Annotated in this window: 16 protein-coding genes, 2 tRNA genes, 1 pseudogene and 1 CRISPR repeat array (1 of these 20 running past the window's edge); all 19 genes and pseudogenes read left to right on the top strand. The window is 52.4% G+C overall.

Translation table 11 applies throughout. From position 1 onward, the window contains the following. The first annotated feature begins 50 nt into the window (after positions 1 to 50). The 19 genes and pseudogenes from HMPREF0908_RS01140 to cas2 all read left to right on the top strand — a co-directional run bounded on the left by HMPREF0908_RS01140 (position 51) and on the right by cas2 (position 16,699). Positions 51 to 1,334 (top strand): M18 family aminopeptidase, encoded by a 1,284-nt coding sequence (locus HMPREF0908_RS01140; RefSeq protein ID WP_040572464.1) that lies wholly within the window; start codon positions 51 to 53, stop codon positions 1,332 to 1,334. Positions 1,335 to 1,413: 79 nt separating this feature from the next. Then, positions 1,414 to 1,857, top strand: coding sequence for a D-aminoacyl-tRNA deacylase (dtd, locus tag HMPREF0908_RS01135; protein WP_040572463.1), 444 nt, complete (start codon positions 1,414 to 1,416; stop codon positions 1,855 to 1,857). A 1-nt stretch (position 1,858) separates the two neighbouring features. After that, a complete protein-coding gene (locus HMPREF0908_RS01130; RefSeq protein ID WP_006689570.1) occupies positions 1,859 to 3,091 on the top strand; it encodes an aminopeptidase in 1,233 nt (410 codons plus the stop codon). A gap of 25 nt (positions 3,092 to 3,116) precedes the next feature. Next, positions 3,117 to 3,779, top strand: a complete 663-nt coding sequence (locus HMPREF0908_RS01125; RefSeq protein ID WP_006689569.1) for a hypothetical protein — start codon at positions 3,117 to 3,119, stop codon at positions 3,777 to 3,779. Continuing rightward, the gene (locus HMPREF0908_RS01120; protein WP_006689568.1) at positions 3,776 to 4,696 is read left to right on the top strand and encodes a YitT family protein; all 921 of its coding nucleotides are present in this window, start codon (positions 3,776 to 3,778) and stop codon (positions 4,694 to 4,696) included. The genes HMPREF0908_RS01125 and HMPREF0908_RS01120 overlap by 4 nt, the downstream gene beginning before the upstream one ends. 6 nt (positions 4,697 to 4,702) lie before the next feature. Then, positions 4,703 to 5,419, top strand: coding sequence for an MBL fold metallo-hydrolase (locus tag HMPREF0908_RS01115; RefSeq protein ID WP_211204774.1), 717 nt, complete (start codon positions 4,703 to 4,705; stop codon positions 5,417 to 5,419). A 23-nt stretch (positions 5,420 to 5,442) separates the two neighbouring features. After that, entirely contained in the window at positions 5,443 to 6,051 is a 609-nt protein-coding gene (locus tag HMPREF0908_RS01110) for a peptidylprolyl isomerase (protein WP_006689566.1), read from the top strand. Continuing rightward, positions 6,048 to 6,342, top strand: a pseudogene (locus HMPREF0908_RS10470) (GIY-YIG nuclease family protein). Before HMPREF0908_RS01110 ends, HMPREF0908_RS10470 begins: the two are co-directional and overlap by 4 nt. A gap of 13 nt (positions 6,343 to 6,355) precedes the next feature. After that, positions 6,356 to 6,826: a transcription elongation factor GreA gene (gene greA, locus HMPREF0908_RS01105; protein WP_006689565.1), complete on the top strand. Its 471-nt coding sequence runs from the start codon at positions 6,356 to 6,358 to the stop codon at positions 6,824 to 6,826. Between the two features lie 11 nt (positions 6,827 to 6,837). Beyond that, positions 6,838 to 8,343 carry a lysine--tRNA ligase gene (gene lysS, locus HMPREF0908_RS01100; protein ID WP_006689564.1) on the top strand — a complete coding sequence of 502 codons (1,506 nt, stop codon included), beginning with the start codon at positions 6,838 to 6,840 and terminating at the stop codon, positions 8,341 to 8,343. A gap of 56 nt (positions 8,344 to 8,399) precedes the next feature. Continuing rightward, a tRNA-Tyr gene (locus HMPREF0908_RS01095) sits at positions 8,400 to 8,485 on the top strand. A gap of 2 nt (positions 8,486 to 8,487) precedes the next feature. Further along, positions 8,488 to 8,564, top strand: a tRNA-Met gene (locus tag HMPREF0908_RS01090). 157 nt (positions 8,565 to 8,721) lie between these two features. Beyond that, complete coding sequence (locus HMPREF0908_RS01085; protein WP_040572298.1) at positions 8,722 to 11,160, top strand: CRISPR-associated helicase/endonuclease Cas3; 2,439 nt, start codon at positions 8,722 to 8,724, stop codon at positions 11,158 to 11,160. Positions 11,161 to 11,172: 12 nt separating this feature from the next. Further along, positions 11,173 to 11,892 carry a type I-C CRISPR-associated protein Cas5c gene (gene cas5c, locus HMPREF0908_RS01080; protein WP_006689562.1) on the top strand — a complete coding sequence of 240 codons (720 nt, stop codon included), beginning with the start codon at positions 11,173 to 11,175 and terminating at the stop codon, positions 11,890 to 11,892. Further along, on the top strand, positions 11,889 to 13,748 hold the full coding sequence (gene cas8c / locus HMPREF0908_RS01075) for a type I-C CRISPR-associated protein Cas8c/Csd1 (RefSeq protein ID WP_006689561.1): 1,860 nt from the start codon (positions 11,889 to 11,891) through the stop codon (positions 13,746 to 13,748). Before cas5c ends, cas8c begins: the two co-directional genes overlap by 4 nt. Next, positions 13,748 to 14,713 carry a type I-C CRISPR-associated protein Cas7/Csd2 gene (gene cas7c / locus HMPREF0908_RS01070; RefSeq protein ID WP_040572297.1) on the top strand — a complete coding sequence of 322 codons (966 nt, stop codon included), beginning with the start codon at positions 13,748 to 13,750 and terminating at the stop codon, positions 14,711 to 14,713. The genes cas8c and cas7c overlap by 1 nt, the downstream gene beginning before the upstream one ends. 1 nt (position 14,714) lies before the next feature. Then, positions 14,715 to 15,374: a CRISPR-associated protein Cas4 gene (cas4, locus tag HMPREF0908_RS01065; protein ID WP_040572296.1), complete on the top strand. Its 660-nt coding sequence runs from the start codon at positions 14,715 to 14,717 to the stop codon at positions 15,372 to 15,374. Further along, complete coding sequence (gene cas1c, locus HMPREF0908_RS01060; protein ID WP_006689558.1) at positions 15,371 to 16,399, top strand: type I-C CRISPR-associated endonuclease Cas1c; 1,029 nt, start codon at positions 15,371 to 15,373, stop codon at positions 16,397 to 16,399. Before cas4 ends, cas1c begins: the two co-directional genes overlap by 4 nt. A gap of 9 nt (positions 16,400 to 16,408) precedes the next feature. Further along, complete coding sequence (cas2, locus tag HMPREF0908_RS01055; protein ID WP_006689557.1) at positions 16,409 to 16,699, top strand: CRISPR-associated endonuclease Cas2; 291 nt, start codon at positions 16,409 to 16,411, stop codon at positions 16,697 to 16,699. A gap of 173 nt (positions 16,700 to 16,872) precedes the next feature. Continuing rightward, positions 16,873 to 19,444: direct repeats of the CRISPR family, unit length 33 nt; unit sequence GTCGCGCCCCACACGGGGCGCGTGGATTGAAAC (it continues 940 nt past the right edge of the window).

Genomic DNA, 19,444 nt, shown 5'->3' with positions numbered 1-19,444 from the left:
ACCAGCCGGTGGGCGGGTCTTTTTCTGTTTATGGAGCGGAGGGCTTTCTCGTGACCTACGAAGAGACGAAATGTGCCGAGGAATTGATTGACTTTATTGATACGGCGACATCGCCGTATCATGTGGCAGGCAGGACGTGCAACGCACTGCTCGGGGCGCATCTGTCTCCTGAGGAAGGGATTTCTGCGGGGCACAGTTATTATTTTCCTTTGTTTGATACGGGCGGCGTTGTTGTTTCGGTTGGCGAAGATGTGCACGGACCGCTTCGCATTGTCTGTGCCCATACGGATTTTCCATGTCTGCGCGTCAAGCCGCATGCTGTGATGCATGAGCACGGATATGGCAAGCTCAATGTGGAGGTATACGGCGGAATGATCCGCAGTACGTGGATGGATCGTCCTCTCTCACTCGCAGGGGCTGTGGCCGTGCGCAGCGCAGATTCTCTTGCCCCGCAGATGCACTGTGTCGATTTCCGCCGCCCGCTGATGATCGTTCCGAATCTCGCGATTCATATGAACCGCAAGGTGAATGAGGGGGTGGAGCTGAAGCCGCAGAAAGATCTCCTGCCGCTGCTCTTCCTCGACGGTCATGAAGAAGACGCTGACGAGGATAGACTGACCTCACTTCTCGCTGAGGAGCTGAACGCGCCCCCAGAGGAGATCCTGTCCTATGATCTGAATGCCTATCCCTGTGAGTGCGGCTGTCTGCTGGGGGCGGACAATGCGGTTCTGTCGGCACCGCGCCTCGATAATTTATCTTCGGTCAAGGCATGTCTCGATGCAGTGAATGGCTGGGATGGCATGGCGGGCATCCGTGTTGCAGCGCTCTTTGACAATGAGGAGGTCGGCAGCCGCACGAAGCAGGGCGCGGGTTCAGCTGTGCTTGGGATGATCTTGGAGCAGGTCTATACGGCGCTCGGATGCTCGCGTGAGGAGTATCTTGAGACGATTCTGCAAGGATTCTGTCTCTCGGTGGATGTTGCTCACGCGCTCCATCCCAATGTGCCGGAGAAGGCAGATCCGACCAATCGGCCCGTGCTGAACGGAGGTGTCGTGCTGAAGGTGGCGGCAAATCAATCCTATGCCGGGGATGCGCTCGGGCGTGCTGTCATAAGGGCACTGTGTGAGGACGAGGGGATTCCCTATCAGGTGTTTACGAATCACTCGGATGCGCCGGGCGGGGCGACACTAGGCTCGATTCTCTCGGCGCAGTTGCCGATGCGGACAGTGGACATCGGCGTCCCTGTTCTCGGGATGCACTCTGCACGCGAGACCATGGGAGCGGAGGATCAGGCGGCACTTACGCAGCTTCTTTCGGCTTTTTTCTCCGCATAAGAAAGACATCTGCGGCAAGGCGTGTTATAATAGAGCACATTATGTAGAGAAAATACGGAGAATACAACGGGGTGATATGTTGCGAGCAGTGGTCACGCGTGTCAAGGAGGCATCCGTCCATATTGATGGGGTCCTGCATGGACAGATCGGGACGGGCTATCTCATTCTGCTTGGTATTGCACCGGAGGATACGGATGCCGCTGCAGCGCATCTGGCGGAAAAGATCGTTCATCTGCGCGTGTTCTCCGATGATGCGGGAAAGATGAACCGTGCGCTCTCTGAGGTGAACGGTGCGGTATTGGTGATCTCACAGTTTACGCTCTTTGCAGATCTCAAAAAGCGCCGCCCGGGCTTTTCCAAGGCGGCAAAGCCGGATGTGGCGATTCCTATGTATGAAGCGTTTATGACGCATCTGAGGGAACACGGCGTCTCTGTCGCACATGGAGAATTCGGTGCGGATATGCAGGTGGCATCAGTCAACGACGGTCCAGTGACACTCCTCTTTGATACAGATGAGGTGTAGAATGAATACGAATTTGCTTCGTAAATATGCCGCTCTTGTGGTACGTGTCGGTGTGAATCTTCAGGAAGACCAACCGCTCGTTATTCATGCGCCGATTGCCTGTGCAGATTTTGTCCATGCGCTCGCGGAGGAGGGCTACTGTGCAGGTGCGCATGATGTCACTGTGAACTGGAGTGATGAGGAGTTCTCACATATCCGCTTTCGTCAGGCGCCTGCTGCACGATTCCGTGAGTTCCCTGCGTGGCGGAAGGCATTCTACGATGAAAGTGCGGCGCAGGGAGCGGCGTTTATCTCCATTGCGGCGGAACACCCGGATCTTTTCTCCGATGTCGACCCGAAACGTCTGACGGAGGCAGGGCAGACAGCAGGCAAGGCACTGCAGGGCTATCGTGCACGACTGATGAGCAATCAGAATACGTGGTGCGTTGTCTCTGTCCCCACGGCTGCGTGGGCGTGCAAGGTGTTCCCACACGAGACAGAAGAGACAGCGGCAGCGCGGCTCTGGACGGAGATTCTGCGTGCCGTGCGCGTGTCGGAGGAGTCTGACCCCGTTGCGGCGTGGAAGGAGCACGTGTCCGCTCTGCAGAAGACGGCAGATTTTCTGAATGCACATGATTTTTCGGAACTTCACTATCGGAACGGTCTGGGCACGGATCTCCATGTGGAGCTGCCCAAGGGGCATATCTGGATGGGCGGTGCGGAACGGGCGGCATCGGGGACGATGTTTGTCGCGAATATTCCCACGGAGGAAGTCTACACACTGCCGAAGCGAGACGGTGTGAACGGTGTTGTTGTTGCGTCGAAGCCCCTGCACTATAACGGAAATCTGATCTCAGGTTTTTCGCTGACATTCCGTGCAGGGAAGGTGACGGACTACCACGCGGAGAACGGGGAGGAGTATCTGCGCGAGCTCCTGCAGACGGATGAGGGGGCATCCTTCCTTGGCGAGGCGGCTCTCGTGCCGCACGCGTCGCCCATCTCAGCGAGCGGTATCCTCTTCTACAATACGCTCTTTGACGAGAATGCATCCTGCCACTTGGCACTTGGTAAGGCATATCCGACGTGCATCAGGGGAGGAGATGGCATGACGGAGGAGGAGCTTCTCCGTCATGGAGTCAATCATTCTCTTGTTCACGAGGACTTTATGATCGGGACGGCAGATCTGTCCGTCGTCGGCAGGACGCGGACGGGGCAGGAGATCACGATCATGGAGCATGGCAGCTTTTCCTTTTGAGAACGCCCCTATCTGATTGCTTCCGATGGTTGAGGTGAAGAATATGCGGAACGATATGCAGTGTACCCTCTTTTTTCTTTCCTGTATGCTGGCATTCTGTGTTCTCTTTGCAAGAGGAGAAGCGGCGGGGCAGATACAAGACGCAGACTTTTCCTATCGCGGCATTGCCCTCGGGGATGCAGAGCAGACACTTAAACAGGCATGGGGCGAGGAGGATACAGAGGGGACGCAGATGGTCCATGGAATTCATCTCCGCACGTTCACTTACGGTGATGTTGTTGTCTCGACTACTGCCGGGGGAAAGAAAGTGGTGGACATCAGCCTCATGGGGGGGGCGTACCGTCTGCGGCAGGATGTACGCTATGGTGCGACGAGCAGCTATATCTTTCGTGTGTTTGGAAAAGCACAGCGGCAGTTCATGGACGATCATACCTGCTATGTTTATGACGAGCCGATGAATGCGCACCGCCGTCTCGTATTGAATTTGGATGCCGAGCACGGAGCGCTGCTTTCCGTGCGAATGACCATGCTGCCGCTGACGGAGGAGGAGACAGAGGAACTTGCACGTTCTCCATACAGCCCCTTTTGTGTGCAGGATTTTGCGCGTGATTTCATTGAACAGAAGGAGATAGATGTGACTGCCTTGCCGTCTGCTGCTCCTGTTCGTCTGGGAGGATACGGAACATGACGCATCATCTGCACATGCGTATACTGGGGCATCGCGTCATGCGCTATGCCGGCATTGCGCTGGGATGTCTCATCGCGAGCAGTGCGATCAATCTCTTCCTCGTTCCGGCTCATCTGCTCACGGGCGGTGCAACCGGAATTGCGATGATTGTCTACTATCTGTTTGGACTGCCGATCGGTCTGCAGACGTTCGTCTATAACATTCCGCTGCTCTTCATGGCATGGAAGCTGATGGGGCGTGCGTATACGGTTGATATTATCATCGGTACGGCGATTTTTTCCTTTCTGCTTGATCTCACACGCCCGTTCAATGCCTATGCGCCGGTGAACGATATGATGCTGACGACGGTGTACGGCGGTGTATTCGCAGGACTAGGCTACGGCATTGTATTCCGCATGAACGGCAGCACGGGCGGATTCGACATTCTTGCGGCGATCGTGCGAAAGTACTATGATCTGCACATGGGCGGCGTGCTTTTCTCGCTCAACTGTCTCATCATGCTGATTGCCGCATTCCTGTTTGGCATGGCGCCGGCGATGTTCACGCTGATCTATATGTTCATCAATGCGACGATGGTGGATAAGATCGTCGCTGGATTCAATCAGCGCAAGGCCGTGCTGATCGTCTCCGATCGTCATCGGGAAATCGCGGAGAGTATCATCGACAACATGCACCGCGGTGTCACATTTCTGCATGGACAGGGAGCATATACGCGCCGTGAGCGCAACGTTGTCTTCGTTTGCGTCGGGACAACGCAGGTCGGAAAACTGAAATTTATCGTCCATAATGTCGATCCTCATGCCTTCGTCATCATTATGTCGGCCAATGAGGTTATGGGGCGCGGATTCGGGCGAATCAATCAAAACGATGCCGCAGCATCCGATGAAAATACCGAAGATGAAAACGAAAGGAGATGAGTGTTCGTGGAAGCGACCTATTTGCTGAACAGCGGATTTCTCATCCGTGTGGGAGAGATTCTGCTCGTGTTTGATGCGTTTGATGATCCTGCCGGCGTGCTGCCGAAGCAAATTGGGGCGCATGGGGATGCGCCGTTGTATTTTTTTGCGTCACATGCACATTTTGACCACTTTAACCCGATGATTGCCGATTTTTCGGCACACACCACACGCTATATTCTCAGTGAGGACATTCGTGAAAATGCAGGAGCAGCACGGATTCCGCAGGATAAGACCACGTGGATCGGCTGCTACGATGCATGGCAGGATGAGTGCATATCCGTGACATCGTTCTCCTCTACGGACGAGGGAACATCGTTCCTCGTCGAGGCGGACGGAAAGCGTATCTTCCATGCCGGCGATTTTAACTGGTGGGATTGGACAGGGGACACCGAGGTGAACCGTAAGTTTGCCGAGAACGGCTTTCGGAAACAGATGAAACGGCTGGCGGGGCTTTCGTGTGACGTCGCATTTTTCCCTGTGGACGGGCGTCTTGGTCCATCCATGGAACGCGGAGCTAAGGTGTTCTGCGCCGAGACGAACCCGCGCGCACTCGTTGCGATGCATTCCGTTGGCTATCCCGCATGGCAGCCCTCCGCAGATTTCTTTGCCAAGGGGCGTGAAATTCCTGTGTGGTCCCCCTGCACGGCGGGAGAGCGGCATAAATTTTCCAATTTTGGTTGAAATATAGGAGAGCATTCGGTAGAATGGGAAAGAAATTTTCTGTCCTTGCGCTCGTTTTTTTCGTTGTGGCTGCCGTGCTTTGTATCGTGCACAGCGGGAACGCAGGGATGTCACTCAATATGCCGTCACAGAATCAAAAAGGAGAACAACACACCGTGGCAAATCACATCGCAGTTTTTACAACGAATAAGGGAACATTTGAGGTCGAGCTGTTTGAGGACAAGGCGCCGATCACGACGAAAAATTTCACTGATCTCGTGGAGAAGGGGTTCTATGACGGGCTGATTTTCCACCGCGTCATTGACGGATTCATGATTCAGGGCGGAGATCCGAACGGGAATGGCACGGGGGGACCGGGCTACAGTATTCCCGATGAGTTCGACCCGTCACTCCGTCATGATGATGAGGGCATCCTCTCTATGGCAAATGCGGGGCCCAATACGGGCGGAAGTCAGTTCTTCATCACGCTTGCCGCGACGCCGTGGCTGGACGATCATCATGCCGTTTTCGGAAAGGTGATCAAGGGGATGGATGTCGTACGCGACATTGGACACACGCAGACCGGTTATGCAGACCGCCCCGTGCATGATGTCGTGATCGAGAAGATCACGATCAAGTCTGCGGACGAATGAACTACACCTACCTCCTGCGGTGCGCGGACGGGAGCCTTTACGCGGGCTGGCAACGACCTTGAGCGGCGTCTTCGTGCGCATAACGACGGCAGCGGGGCAAAGTACACGCGTGCGCACCGCCCCGTTTTCCTCGCCTATGTCGAGTCCTTTTCGACGAAGGAGGAGGCGCAGCGGAGGGAATGTCAGATCAAAAAACTCCGGCATGCACAAAGAGAAGCATTAGTCCTGTCAGGCGGTGAGGAACTCACCGCACTGCTGGATGAAATCAATAAAAAAGTACACATAGAGTGAAGGAGATCATTTCATGGCAGAGAAAAAGGTCATGCTGACCGAAGATGGGTACAACAAGCTCGTTGAGAAACTCAACTATCTCAAAAGCGTTCGACGCATCGAGATCGCAGAGCGTTTAAAGGCCGCCATTGCTCTCGGTGACCTCTCCGAGAACTCTGAGTACGATGACGCGAAGAATGAGCAGGCATTTCTCGAGGGCGAGATTCAGGAGCTCGAGAACAAGATTCGCAACTCCGACATCATCAAGGCGGGCGACGGCAAGACTGTGACGATGGGCAGCCGTGTGACGGTTAAGGATTTGGAGTTTGACGAGGAGGAGACGTTCCTCATCGTCGGTTCGACGGAGGCGGATCCCGATGAGGGAAAGATCTCGAATGAGTCCCCGCTCGGCGAGGCGCTCCTCGGACAGAAAATCGGGCGCACCATCAATGTGAATGCCCCCGCGGGTGTCATCCAGTACAAGATTATCGATATCAAGAAGTGAAAGGAACATTGATGGCTGAAGAACATGCATCCGTTGCTCAGGAACAGGATCTGAATGAAATGATGCGCGTCCGTCGGGAAAAGATGGATGCATTCCGTTCCATGGGTATCGCGCCGTTCGGACATCGCTATGAGGTCACGGACTATGCGGAAAATCTGAAAAAGGAATACGTGCATCTCGCCGAGGATGAGGAGGGAAAGGAAGTTCACATCGCAGGGCGTCTGATGGCGATTCGCGGACATGGCAAGGCGTCCTTCTCCACGCTGAATGACCGCACGGGGAACATTCAAGTGTACTTTAAGCTTGACGTGCTCGGCGAGCAGAAGTACAAAGAGGAGTTCAAACGGCTCGATATCGGCGACATCATCGGCATTCGCGGTGTCGTCTTTAAGACGCGGCGCGGTGAGGTGACTGTGCGTGTCGAGGACTTTGACCTCCTCGCCAAGGCGCTTCGTCCTCTGCCTGAGAAGTTCCACGGACTGAAGGACGTGGATACACGCTATCGTCAGCGCTATCTTGATCTCATGGTCAATCAGGAGGTGCGTGAGACATTCCGTAAGCGCACGGCAATCCTCCAATCGATTCGCCGCTATCTCGATGCGCGCGACTTCCTAGAGGTTGAGACGCCCGTGCTTTCCACACTCGCGGGTGGGGCAGCGGCGCGTCCCTTTGTCACACATCACAACGCGCTCGACATCGACCTCTATCTGCGTATTGCGACCGAGCTCAGTCTAAAGCGTCTGATCGTCGGCGGACTGGATCGCGTCTACGAGATGGGGCGCGTCTTCCGCAACGAGGGGATGGACGTACGGCATAACCCTGAGTTTACCTCCATTGAGATCTATCAGGCATTTGCTGATCATTACGATCTCATGGCGATCACGGAGGGTATTGTCCGTCAGGCGGCAGAGGATGTACTGGGGACGACGAAGATCACGTATCAGGGGGTTGAGATCGACCTTGGACAGGTGCGTACCATCAGTATGAATGATGCTGTCCGTGAGGCGACGGGGAAGGACTTCCTCTCCTGCCGTACAGTGGACGAGGCACGCGCCATGGCGCGCGAGATTCACGTCCCGTTCGAGGAGCGTCATGGCATCGGCGGAATTCTCAATGCGGCATTTGAGGAGAAGGTCGAGGAGTCTCTGATGCAGCCGACCTTCATTACGGGACATCCGACGGAGATCTCGCCGCTCGCCAAGCGCAACGCGGACGACCCGCGCATCACAGATCGCTTTGAGTTCTTCATCTATGGGCGTGAGCTCGCCAATGGCTTTACGGAGCTGAACGATCCCATCGATCAGGAACAGCGCTTCCTGGATCAGCTCGCACAGCGCGAGGCAGGGGATGCCGAGGCACATGTCATGGATCATGACTATGTGACGGCACTTGAGTACGGACTTCCGCCGACAGGCGGACTTGGCATCGGCATCGACCGCCTCGTCATGCTCCTGACGGACAGCCCGTCCATCCGCGATGTGCTGCTGTTCCCGACGATGAAACCGCTTGCTGAATAACGGGAAAAACTCCTTGACAAAGGAGCGCCTTATCGCATATACTTGTCAAAGTTTTTGGGTAGGTGGCCGAGTGGTTAAAGGCAACAGACTGTAAATCTGTCATCTTCGGATTACGATGGTTCGAATCCATCCCTGCCCACCATCGGCGGCATAGCTCAGTTGGCTAGAGCATGCGGTTCATACCCGCAGTGTCCGGAGTTCAAATCTCTGTGCCGCCACCAAATGAACAATATATCCTCTCATCTGATGATTTTCGGACGAGGGGATTTTTTAATGTCATGTCTATACATGAAAGGGTATAAAATTTTTTGATTAGAATAAATAGTTAAAGGAATTAATAAAATAAAATAGAATTATGACCTTAGGAGTGAGATGAAGATGAAACAGTATCTTGCACATATTCGGCGCGATGGCTCGAAAGAACAGTCGATGGAGGATCATCTTCTTCGTGTGGGCAATTTAATGAAAGAAGATGCGGCGAGGCTCGGACTCTCGTCGCTTGCTTATCTGATCGGCGTGCTGCATGATCTCGGCAAGTGTACGGCGGAGTTTGCAGAGTATCTTGACTGGTGCCGTAAGCATCCGGGAGATTACAGCCGCAGGGGTGAGGTCGACCACGCGACGGCGGGCGGACAGTTGCTGTTGGTACAGTATGGAAGAAAGAATGCAGATTATAGGTTTGTTGCAGAAATCGCATCGCTTGTGATTTTTTCACATCATACTGGCTTACTGAATTATTATGGACAAGATGGAAAAGATGAATCTTCTGATTTTCTTCGCCGTAACGATAAGGCGGATATACTCTCTCGGGTCGATCTCAAATATTTTTTCAGTGAAGTGATTGCGGAGGAAGAACTTAATAGAATATTTGAACAGTCGATTTATGAGATTGTCGATTTGGATGCGAAAATTGCGTGTGCCGTACATTGTTCGGATGACGAGATGAGTGAAGCATATTGTTTTTACTGGGGCATGGTACACAAACTCCTGCTTAGTATGCTGATTGACGCAGATCGCCTGGACAGCGCGGAATTTGAGTTGGATAGACCACTGACGGATGAATGGGAAACTGCTGAGATATGGGCGAGTTTCTCTGATAAATTGGAGTGTAAACTTGCGGGGTTTTCTCTGCCGAAGGAACCAAAAGCAAAGAAGATTGCACAGCTGCGCAAAAAAATCAGCGATGATTGTTTGAAAGCTGCGGAGGAGGAACCGGGAATTTTCAGGCTTTGTGTTCCCACGGGCGGAGGGAAAACGCTGGCAAGCATGCGTTTTGCCCTACAGCATGCACAGAGATATCAAAAGAAACGAATCATTGTCGTCATACCCTACACCTCGATCATCGACCAGAACGTCAAAGAAATTCGCGATATTTTCCGCGTGGATGAAGCAATTCTGGAGCATCATTCCAATGTCATTACCGAGGCGGACGGAGAAGACACAGAGAGTATGGACTGGCGTCGTATCCTGACAGAACGATGGGATGTGCCCATCATCTTTACAACACAGGTGCAGTTTCTCAACACACTTTTTGCTGGCGGGAACAGTTCCATTCGCAGGATGAATTCTCTGCAGGACAGCATTGTAATCTTTGACGAGATACAGACTCTTCCTGTACGATGTACTTTTCTTTTCAATGCAGCTATGAATTTTCTTAAAGATTTCTGCCGCATTACAGCGGTTCTGTGTACGGCAACCCAGCCACCTTTGGAGAAGCTAGATGTTTCAATCAATCTCAGTGACAACGCAGCCATGACCTCGGATATTGAAAAGACATTTGAAGGATTCGAAAGGGTAGATGTTGAAAATTGTTATCGTGATGGTGGGTGGTCTGCGGAGGAGATTGCCTCAGAAATCTGCAAAAGCGTGGAAGAAATCGGGGATGTACTCTGTATTGTGAATCTCACGAAAAAAGCGAAGGAAATCTATCAGGCTGTTTCGGAAAAGATACAGCTTTCAGATAAAGAGATACAAATTGTGCACCTTAGCACGAAGATGTGCTCGGCACATCGTAAAGCAACCTTAAAAGAACTTCGAAGGGCGCTTGCTGAGCGTAAAAATCATCCGGAGAAAAGACTTGTTTGCATCAGTACACAGCTGATTGAAGCGGGGGTTGATGTGTCTTTTCCCGTGGTTTATCGTGCATTGGCAGGATTCTCCTCCATCGCGCAGGCTGCAGGGCGGTGTAATCGGCACGGGGAAATGGAGAAGGGGATAGTTCGGGTTTTTGAATGTGCCGATGAAAATCTTGATCACTTGAAAGACATTCGTCACGGGAAAAATATTGCCCGCGTTATGCTTTATGATCGAGCGGCAAATACAATTTTAAGCCCCTCAATCATGCAGGAGTACTTTCGCAGGTTTTATGCTGGACGTACTGGGAAAGAAATGAGATATCCTCTGAGCACTCAAAATACAATATTTGACTTATTAAGCGGCAATAGCGCAGGTGTGCAGGCTCGTATGGGGCGCGGGGATAGGATCTCTTCTTATTTTAGGCAGGCATTTCGGGATGCGGGGCGTTCCTTTACTGTCATTGATTCACATAGCGAAGCCGTACTTGTTCCCTATGCGGGCGGGAAGGATATGATTGTCGCGTTTGATGACAGGATTTTCGACAGGAAATCAATCGGAAAGCAGATGAAATCAGCGCAGCAATATATGGTTAACCTCTTTTCGTATGAGATAAAAGAACTCGCAGGACTTGGTGCAGTCTGGCGGACGGAGAGCGGGGTGATGGCACTGCGCGAGGAATACTACAATGAGGCATTCGGTGTGCAGACAGAAGAGCAGGGGAATGCTTACTGCATGATTTAAGGAGGTGAACATATGAGAAATACGATTGAGTTTCAGGTCTATGGGAGGATGGCACTTTTTACCGATCCGATTACGAAGATTGGTGGCGAGCGGTCCTCCTATTCTGTGCCGACGTATCAGGTACTGAAGGGGATTACCGAAAGCATCTACTGGAAACCCACAATATATTGGGTGGTTGACGAGGTGCGTGTCATGAATCGAATCACAACGCAGTCGCGTGGTGTGAAGCCGATGAAGTATAGCGGTGGTCGCAACGAACTCTCCATCTATACATATCTGAGTGATGTGTGCTATCAGGTGCGTGCGCATTTCGAGTTCAATCTGCATCGAAAGGAGCTGGCAGCGGACAGGGATGAGCATAAGCATCACAATATCGCAAAGAGGATGGTGGAACGCGGCGGACGGCGCGACATCTTCCTCGGCACGCGCGAGTGTCAGGGCTATGTCGAGCCTGTGAACTACGGAGAGGGCGTCGGATACTACGATAAAGCAGGTGAGATGCCGCTCGGCACGATGTTCCACGGATTCAACTACGTTGATGAAACGGGTGGAAATATGCTACAGGTGCGCCTTTGGCAGCCGGTAATGGAAGACGGTGTGATTCGTTTCCCGCGCCCGGAGGAATGCCGTCTTGTGCGCGACATTCGCAAGGTGAAGAGCAAGCTCTTCGATAAGAACAGCGTTACCTTTGCTGCAGATGAATGGGAGGAATTGGAAGGGGGGAGATTATGAGCTGGATGGAACAGCTGGTGCAGACCTATGATGAGAACGAGCGCTTTGCCGGCAGGGATGATGTTGAGGGTATGAAGGTTGCTTTATCTCCGATAGGGTATAGCATACATGATGCATGGCTCGAAGTAGTATTGAGAGAAAACGGAGAATTTATTGATGCATTTGAACTTCCTAAGGAAGAACGGGCGACCCCTATGCCTTGTACGCCATACCCAAGAACATCAAAAGCAGTGCCGCATCCGTTATTTGATAAAATAGCATATGTATCTAAAGATTACCATAAATTTATTGAAAACCCAAAAAAGAAAGATATGGAGTCTTATAGGGCATATAAAAAGCTTCTCACAAAGTGGGTGCAGCAAGAAGATTCTCCATTGATTGTGCGAGCAGTTTATGCATATATCAGTCAGCATGACCTAATTCATGATTTGCTTGAAAGGAAGATTGCGACAAAAGGAAAAATAACATCAAAGTTATCATCGGTCGTTCGTTTTAGGATAGAGGGGCGTATTGATCCTTGGCGAGACAAAGAGGTACAAGACTCCTATAAAAAAATATATAGTAGTTTATTCTATGAGAATGCATCCAAGTCTCTTTGTTATGGATCAGGCAAGATGATGGTAACTATTGAGAAACCTGATACCAGAGGAATTCGAACGCATGGAGATGGGACAAGGCTTATTTCTTCCAATGATGAAGATAATTTTACTTTTCGTGGACGGTTTGTTTTAGGAAAGGAATGTCTTTCAATTGGAGAAGAAACCGTTCAAAAGTCTATGAATGCATTGCGATGGCTTGTTGAGAATCAAGGAAAAAACGTTGATGGGCGTGTGTTCCTTGTATGGGGTAGAAACTCCGTGTCGATTCCTTCGGTCTTTGATGATACGGAGGGATTGATACACAAGCGCAGACCTATGGAGGCGGCGCAGCCGGATACTCTGAAAATGTGGGCTCAGAATCTGCATAAAGCGTTGGATGGCTATCGGCATGATTTTCGGCGTGCAAAGACGAGTCAGGTTAATGTCATAATCCTAGACGCAGTGACTGATAAGGGGCGGCTTTCTATCTGCTATTACGGCGAGATGGCGGGCGAGGACTTTATCGAACGAATCGAAAAATGGCATACAGCTGGTCAGTGGTATCAGCGAAATCAAGATACAAGGGACAAGAAAAATCCAGGTTGGTATCCACCTTACTTTGGAGTTCCTAGTCCACGAAAGCTGGTTTATGCATATCGTGGTGATAACATCAGTGATAAGCAGATGAAGATGGAACTTCATAGAATATTCTTCTCTATTGTCCAAGGCGTTCCATTGCCTGCAGATATGGAGCGAATGGCGTTTAGCCGAGTGGTAAAAAGGGCAATATGTGATCCATTGGAAAAATGGGAGCATCTGATTTTAGAACCTGCTTGCTCTATTATCTGCAATCGGTTGAATCGTAAAAAGGAGGTATATACTGTGGCATTGAATGAGAGAAAGACGAATCGATCATATCTGTTTGGCAGGCTGTTGGCTGTTGCCGATCAGATGGAGCGTGAAACATTCACTGCAGAGGAAAAGGGGAGTCGTATCACCAACGCAATGCGTTATATGAATATCTTTTCCTCGCGGCCGGTTTCGACATGGGAAACCATACAAAAAAAGCTTCTTCCTTATCAGGCAAAACGGGAAAAGTATGGAGGAAAAGAAATAGCGCTTATCGATGAAATTATCTCTATGTTTGATGATGGGGACTTTTGCTCGAATGCACCGTTAGAGGTTGAATTCCTTTTGGGATTATCCTGCCAACGTCATGCGTTGAGAAAAGAGCGAGAAGAGAATAAGAAGGATGCAATGAGAGAGGAGAATAAATGATGGCTACTTTGGAAAAGAAAATTGATTTTATTGGATTTATCATTGTGGATCACTCGAATCCGAATGGAGATCCGTTGAATGGGAATCAGCCTCGTACAGACTACGATGGCTATGGGGAAATGTCCGATGTATGCATTAAGCGTAAAATACGGAATCGCCTGCAGGATGCAGGAGAGAGAATTCTTATCCAGGCAGATGAACGTTCTGACGATGGCTGTGATAGTATTCGTTCTCGTGTAGAAAAACATCCAAAAGTTGGATTGATATTGGCGCAGATGAATAAGGGCAAAGGAAAAGGTCAAGGTGTGGAAAACAAAAGAGAAATGCGGCTGGAATTTGAAAGAGAAGTATGCAGAGCATGGATAGATGTTCGAACTTTTGGTCAGGTTTTTGCGTTAAAAAAGCAGGATAAGAGAAAAAACAAAGAAGAGGAATCTGAATCAACAGATACTGATGGCGTATCCGTCGGCGTGCGGGGCCCCGTAACTCTCCATACGGCAGTCAGCCTCGATCCTGTAACCATCACGGGTATACAGATCACGAAGAGTGTCAACAATGAGCCAGGCGATAAGAAAGGCTCGGATACGATGGGCATGAAGTATCGCGTAGACTTTGGCGTGTATAAATTCCAGGGCAGTATTAACGTCCAGCTGGCGGAAAAGACGGGGTTCAGCGAGGGGGATGCCGAAAAGATCAAGGAGGCTCTCTATACAATTTTCGAGAATGATGCATCGTCCGCCCGCCCTGAGGGAAGCATGGAGATGAGCCGTTTCTATTGGATTGAGCATGCCAATAAAACCGGCTGCGCACCGAGTGCGAAGATCCACCGCAGCGTTTCGGCACAGAAAAAGGATGGAGTAGAGACACCATCACATTTGGATGACTACATCATTGACGATAGTGCGCTCTACGCTATTGACGGCATTCACATTGAGAAATATGTTGAGGGAAGCTTGGTCGATTGATATGGGGTATGCTGAGGAAGAGTATCTCATGCTCTCGGAGATTCAGCACTATGTCTTTTGTCCTCGTCAATGGGGGCTGATTCATCTCGAGCAGCATTGGCAGGAAAATATTCTGACCGTCGAGGGGAATGCCCTGCACGAAAGGGCGCACGATGAGAACATCAAGGAGAAGCGCGGCAATAAGATCATTGTACGTGGAATGCGCGTAGCATCCCCTCGGATTGGAATTTCCGGGGCCTGCGATGTTGTCGAATTCCAGGCGGATCCTACAGGAGTAAGTATTCCCTCCTATCAGGGCAGTTATCGCGTCGTCCCAATAGAGTATAAGAGAGGAAGGCCCAAGGAGGGGGCGGAGGATGTACTCCAACTGACCCTGCAGGCACTCTGCCTCGAGGATATGCTCATGACAGATATTCCCTTCGGCTATTTGTATTATGGGGAGATTCGCCGTCGGGTTAAGTTCATATTTTCGGACGAACTGAAAGCGCGGATCCCGGTTCTGGTGCAGGAAATGCGGCAGTATATCCGGAGTGGACATACCCCGCGCGTGAAGCGCCGAAAAGGCTGCAAGAACTGCTCTCTCAACAATATCTGTATGCCGAAATTGAATCGGCTCGGATCTGCCAAACATTATCTTGAGAGGAGGCTGGCAGAGGGATGAAGCCTCTTTTGAACACACTTTTTGTCAATAAGGATGAGGCGTACTTGGCGTTGGACGGCGGCAATGTCGTGGTCGTTCGGGAGGAGAAGGAACTAGCTCGTTTTCCGCTTCATAACTTTGAGCAGATTACAACCTTTGGCTACACGGGAGCGAGCCCCGCTCTCATGCGGAAATGCGCTGAGGAGAATATTGCACTGACCTTTATGAGTCCGGAGGGAAGATTTCAGGCGCGCGTTATCGGTAAGATGAACGGCAATGTCCTCCTGCGCAGGGAGCAGTATCGTCGTGCAGATGATGAGACTGCCAGTCTTGCACTTGCGAAGAACTTCATCCTTGGCAAGATCTATAATGCGCGCTGGATAATCGAGCGGACGCGCAGAGACTATGCCATGCGAATTGATGAGGAGGAATTTCAGAGTGTCAGTGACTTCCTCCAGACATCCTGTCATGAGGCAACGTGTGCATCTGATTTGGAGGAACTCCGCGGCGTCGAGGGTAAGGCTGCCGTCAGCTATTTCTCTGTGTTTGATGATATGATACTCAAACAAAAAGGAGAGTTCTTTTTTACTGAGCGTAATCGCAGACCACCGCTCGACAATATGAACTGTCTCTTATCTTTCCTCTATGCCCTCCTCATGAATGATGTAGGGGCGGCACTTGAAGGGGTGGGATTGGACTCCTATGTCGGTTTTCTGCATCGTGATCGCCCGGGCAGACAGTCACTCGCACTTGATCTCATGGAGGAACTGCGCCCAATGGCGGATCGTACGGCATTTTCCATGGTTAATACCAAGAAGATCAGCGGCAAGGATTTTCGCCTAGAAGAGGGCGGCGCCGTATATCTGACCGATGATGGGCGTAAAAAGATTCTGGAGGCATGGCATGCACACAAAGAGGGGATGATGACACATCCTTTTTTGGAGGAAAAAATCAAATGGGGGCTTGTTCCTCATGTGCAGGCAATGTTGCTTGCACGCCATCTGCGTGGGGATCTTGATGCCTACCCGCCATTTTTGTGGAAGTAGGTACTTGCTATGTATGTTTTGATCACCTATGATATCAGTACAGTTGACGCTGATGGGCGCAGGAGGCTGCGCCAGGTCGCACGAAAATGCAGAGCCTATGGTCAGCGCGTGCAGAACTCTGTCTTTGAGTGTAAGGTGAATCCAACCCAATGCAAGCAATTGGAACTTGCGCTGCTGGATATCATTGACTTGCAGGAAGACAGCCTGCGATTTTACTACCTTGGAAAGGATAAAGGCCCGAAAGTAACACATTATGGTGTTAAAGAGTCCTATGACTTGGAGGCGGTCATCATCATCTGAGCATTTATTACTGAGTGCGAAGGTGAAGTGAACAGAAAATAGAATGTAAAAATATAGGTGCGAGAATCATGCCGCAGGAGGGGCGTGGGGCTTAGGTGCCGAGAAAATCGTATTTGTGGAGGGGAATACCCATAAATACGTGGCAGAGGAGGGAAGTCGTGACCTCTTTTGCCGTCGCGCCCCACACGGGGCGCGTGGATTGAAACAAGCCCCATCTCAGCACGCTCCTTTCATGCGCCAGTCGCGCCCCACACGGGGCGCGTGGATTGAAACTGCCATCTGCGTTATCCATTTCAAATCCATCTCGTCGCGCCCCACACGGGGCGCGTGGATTGAAACCGCTCGATCAGCTGCGCCCCGGGAATGACAGCACGTCGCGCCCCACACGGGGCGCGTGGATTGAAACGTCATTTCGGCGGTGGTCTGATAGCCCTGCGCTGGTCGCGCCCCACACGGGGCGCGTGGATTGAAACCCAACACATAGACGTTATTTCCATCAATGTTGAGGTCGCGCCCCACACGGGGCGCGTGGATTGAAACATTTTGCCGCTTCGCATGGCGCAGGAGGCGAAGTCGCGCCCCACACGGGGCGCGTGGATTGAAACTCCTAGTGCATCCGCAGAGTGCGGGGCACGGGCGTCGCGCCCCACACGGGGCGCGTGGATTGAAACCCGTCAAGTGCACGGTGGAGTAAGGAGGGGGCAGTCGCGCCCCACACGGGGCGCGTGGATTGAAACATACCAAATGTCGAGGTAGTCGGCAAAACTGATGGTCGCGCCCCACACGGGGCGCGTGGATTGAAACAGAACAAAGAGGGGGTTGGCACTCCTGCGGCGCAGGTCGCGCCCCACACGGGGCGCGTGGATTGAAACACACAAGGCGGGATTGTCGTTAAAGACGGGAATGTCGCGCCCCACACGGGGCGCGTGGATTGAAACTACCTCTACGTGTTGATTCGGTCACGCAGGAAGTGTCGCGCCCCACACGGGGCGCGTGGATTGAAACGCCTGCACAACGTCGCCCTCATGGAAATCGAGTGGTCGCGCCCCACACGGGGCGCGTGGATTGAAACCTTCCAGCAGGATTTGAGCGTCGAATAGTTCGCCGTCGCGCCCCACACGGGGCGCGTGGATTGAAACTGGTCGGCATTCGGGTATCTCCGCGCCGATGTGTGTCGCGCCCCACACGGGGCGCGTGGATTGAAACCCCGTGTTGTCCACGAACCCCGCAAGGAGCGTAGTCGCGCCCCACACGGGGCGCGTGGATTGAAACGTGTCCCCATAGAGTGAATAGTCTGGATAGATGTGTCGCGCCCCACACGGGGCGCGTGGATTGAAACATACCATGCCCGAAAGTTTCCTGTGACGACGAAGTCGCGCCCCACACGGGGCGCGTGGATTGAAACGTTTGTCTTAGCTGTAGTAACGCCTGTCGGCTTCGTCGCGCCCCACACGGGGCGCGTGGATTGAAACATGATTTTTCGTGACACGTCACCACGCCTTATGTGTCGCGCCTCACACGGGGCGCGTGGATTGAAACGTCTGCACCGGGACGCAGATCGTAGCTGTACACGGTCGCGCCCCACACGGGGCGCGTGGATTGAAACTGGATGTTGCCGAGACCGCATCCGATCCCAACGTGTCGCGCCCCACACGGGGCGCGTGGATTGAAACGGTTTTTCTTTGGACGCAGGCTTTACGGGAGAAGTCGCGCCCCACACGGGGCGCGTGGATTGAAACGCAAGCGTGCTCTACGGCAGCGTTGGCAGCCTTGGTCGCGCCCCACACGGGGCGCGTGGATTGAAACAACATCATGGGCTATGCGGGCTCGGATGCGACGATGTCGCGCCCCACACGGGGCGCGTGGATTGAAACGACGGGGCGGATGTTTTGAAGCATTACAACGTCGTCGCGCCCCACACGGGGCGCGTGGATTGAAACACGAAAAGGGCTGGAAAGGAGAGCTGTCTATAGGTCGCGCCCCACACGGGGCGCGTGGATTGAAACATGACGTAAACCGCTCGTTGGCATACTTATTCGGAGTCGCGCCCCACACGGGGCGCGTGGATTGAAACATCTCCTCCCATACAGTTGCGCCAAGACCAACGAGTCGCGCCCCACACGGGGCGCGTGGATTGAAACATCTGTATAAGAGTCTCTTCCAAGACCAATCAGAGTCGCGCCCCACACGGGGCGCGTGGATTGAAACGATCAACAAGAGACTGCATTGGAGATTCTGAATGGTCGCGCCCCACACGGGGCGCGTGGATTGAAACTCAATGCACAGATCAACATACTCTTGGACGTACTGTCGCGCCCCACACGGGGCGCGTGGATTGAAACTTGTCAAATATCACCGCACGCATAACATTCGTGAGTCGCGCCCCACACGGGGCGCGTGGATTGAAACGATCAACAAGAGACTGCATTGGAGATTCTGAATGGTCGCGCCCCACACGGGGCGCGTGGATTGAAACGTCGAAGCCGACCGCAACCACGTCTATCCGTGGGAGTCGCGCCCCACACGGGGCGCGTGGATTGAAACCTGTGACGACGAAGCGATAGAGAGCAGCCTTGGGTCGCGCCCCACACGGGGCGCGTGGATTGAAACCGCCGTCAAGAGCCGCGCGTCCAATCCCTGTGTAGTCGCGCCCCACACGGGGCGCGTGGATTGAAACATTGTCGCTGTGAAATGGACGCGAAGGCGTGGGAGTCGCGCCCCACACGGGGCGCGTGGATTGAAACA

This window comes from Centipeda flueggei ATCC 43531, assembly GCF_000160695.1.
GTDB lineage: Bacteria > Bacillota > Negativicutes > Selenomonadales > Selenomonadaceae > Centipeda > Centipeda flueggei.
This window is presented reverse-complemented; position numbering and strand designations above follow the sequence as displayed.

Excerpts from the sequence above, each read along its gene's own strand:
- HMPREF0908_RS01130 (WP_006689570.1), top strand. The coding sequence starts at position 1,859 with ATGAATACGAATTTGCTTCGTAAATATGCCGCTCTTGTGGTACGTGTC.
- HMPREF0908_RS01125 (WP_006689569.1), top strand. The coding sequence starts at position 3,117 with ATGGTTGAGGTGAAGAATATGCGGAACGATATGCAGTGTACCCTCTTT.
- HMPREF0908_RS01120 (WP_006689568.1), top strand. The coding sequence starts at position 3,776 with ATGACGCATCATCTGCACATGCGTATACTGGGGCATCGCGTCATGCGC.
- HMPREF0908_RS01110 (WP_006689566.1), top strand. The coding sequence starts at position 5,443 with ATGGGAAAGAAATTTTCTGTCCTTGCGCTCGTTTTTTTCGTTGTGGCT.
- greA (WP_006689565.1), top strand. The coding sequence starts at position 6,356 with ATGGCAGAGAAAAAGGTCATGCTGACCGAAGATGGGTACAACAAGCTC.
- lysS (WP_006689564.1), top strand. The coding sequence starts at position 6,838 with ATGGCTGAAGAACATGCATCCGTTGCTCAGGAACAGGATCTGAATGAA.
- HMPREF0908_RS01085 (WP_040572298.1), top strand. The coding sequence starts at position 8,722 with ATGAAACAGTATCTTGCACATATTCGGCGCGATGGCTCGAAAGAACAG.
- cas5c (WP_006689562.1), top strand. The coding sequence starts at position 11,173 with ATGAGAAATACGATTGAGTTTCAGGTCTATGGGAGGATGGCACTTTTT.
- cas8c (WP_006689561.1), top strand. The coding sequence starts at position 11,889 with ATGAGCTGGATGGAACAGCTGGTGCAGACCTATGATGAGAACGAGCGC.
- cas7c (WP_040572297.1), top strand. The coding sequence starts at position 13,748 with ATGGCTACTTTGGAAAAGAAAATTGATTTTATTGGATTTATCATTGTG.
- cas4 (WP_040572296.1), top strand. The coding sequence starts at position 14,715 with ATGGGGTATGCTGAGGAAGAGTATCTCATGCTCTCGGAGATTCAGCAC.
- cas1c (WP_006689558.1), top strand. The coding sequence starts at position 15,371 with ATGAAGCCTCTTTTGAACACACTTTTTGTCAATAAGGATGAGGCGTAC.
- cas2 (WP_006689557.1), top strand. The coding sequence starts at position 16,409 with ATGTATGTTTTGATCACCTATGATATCAGTACAGTTGACGCTGATGGG.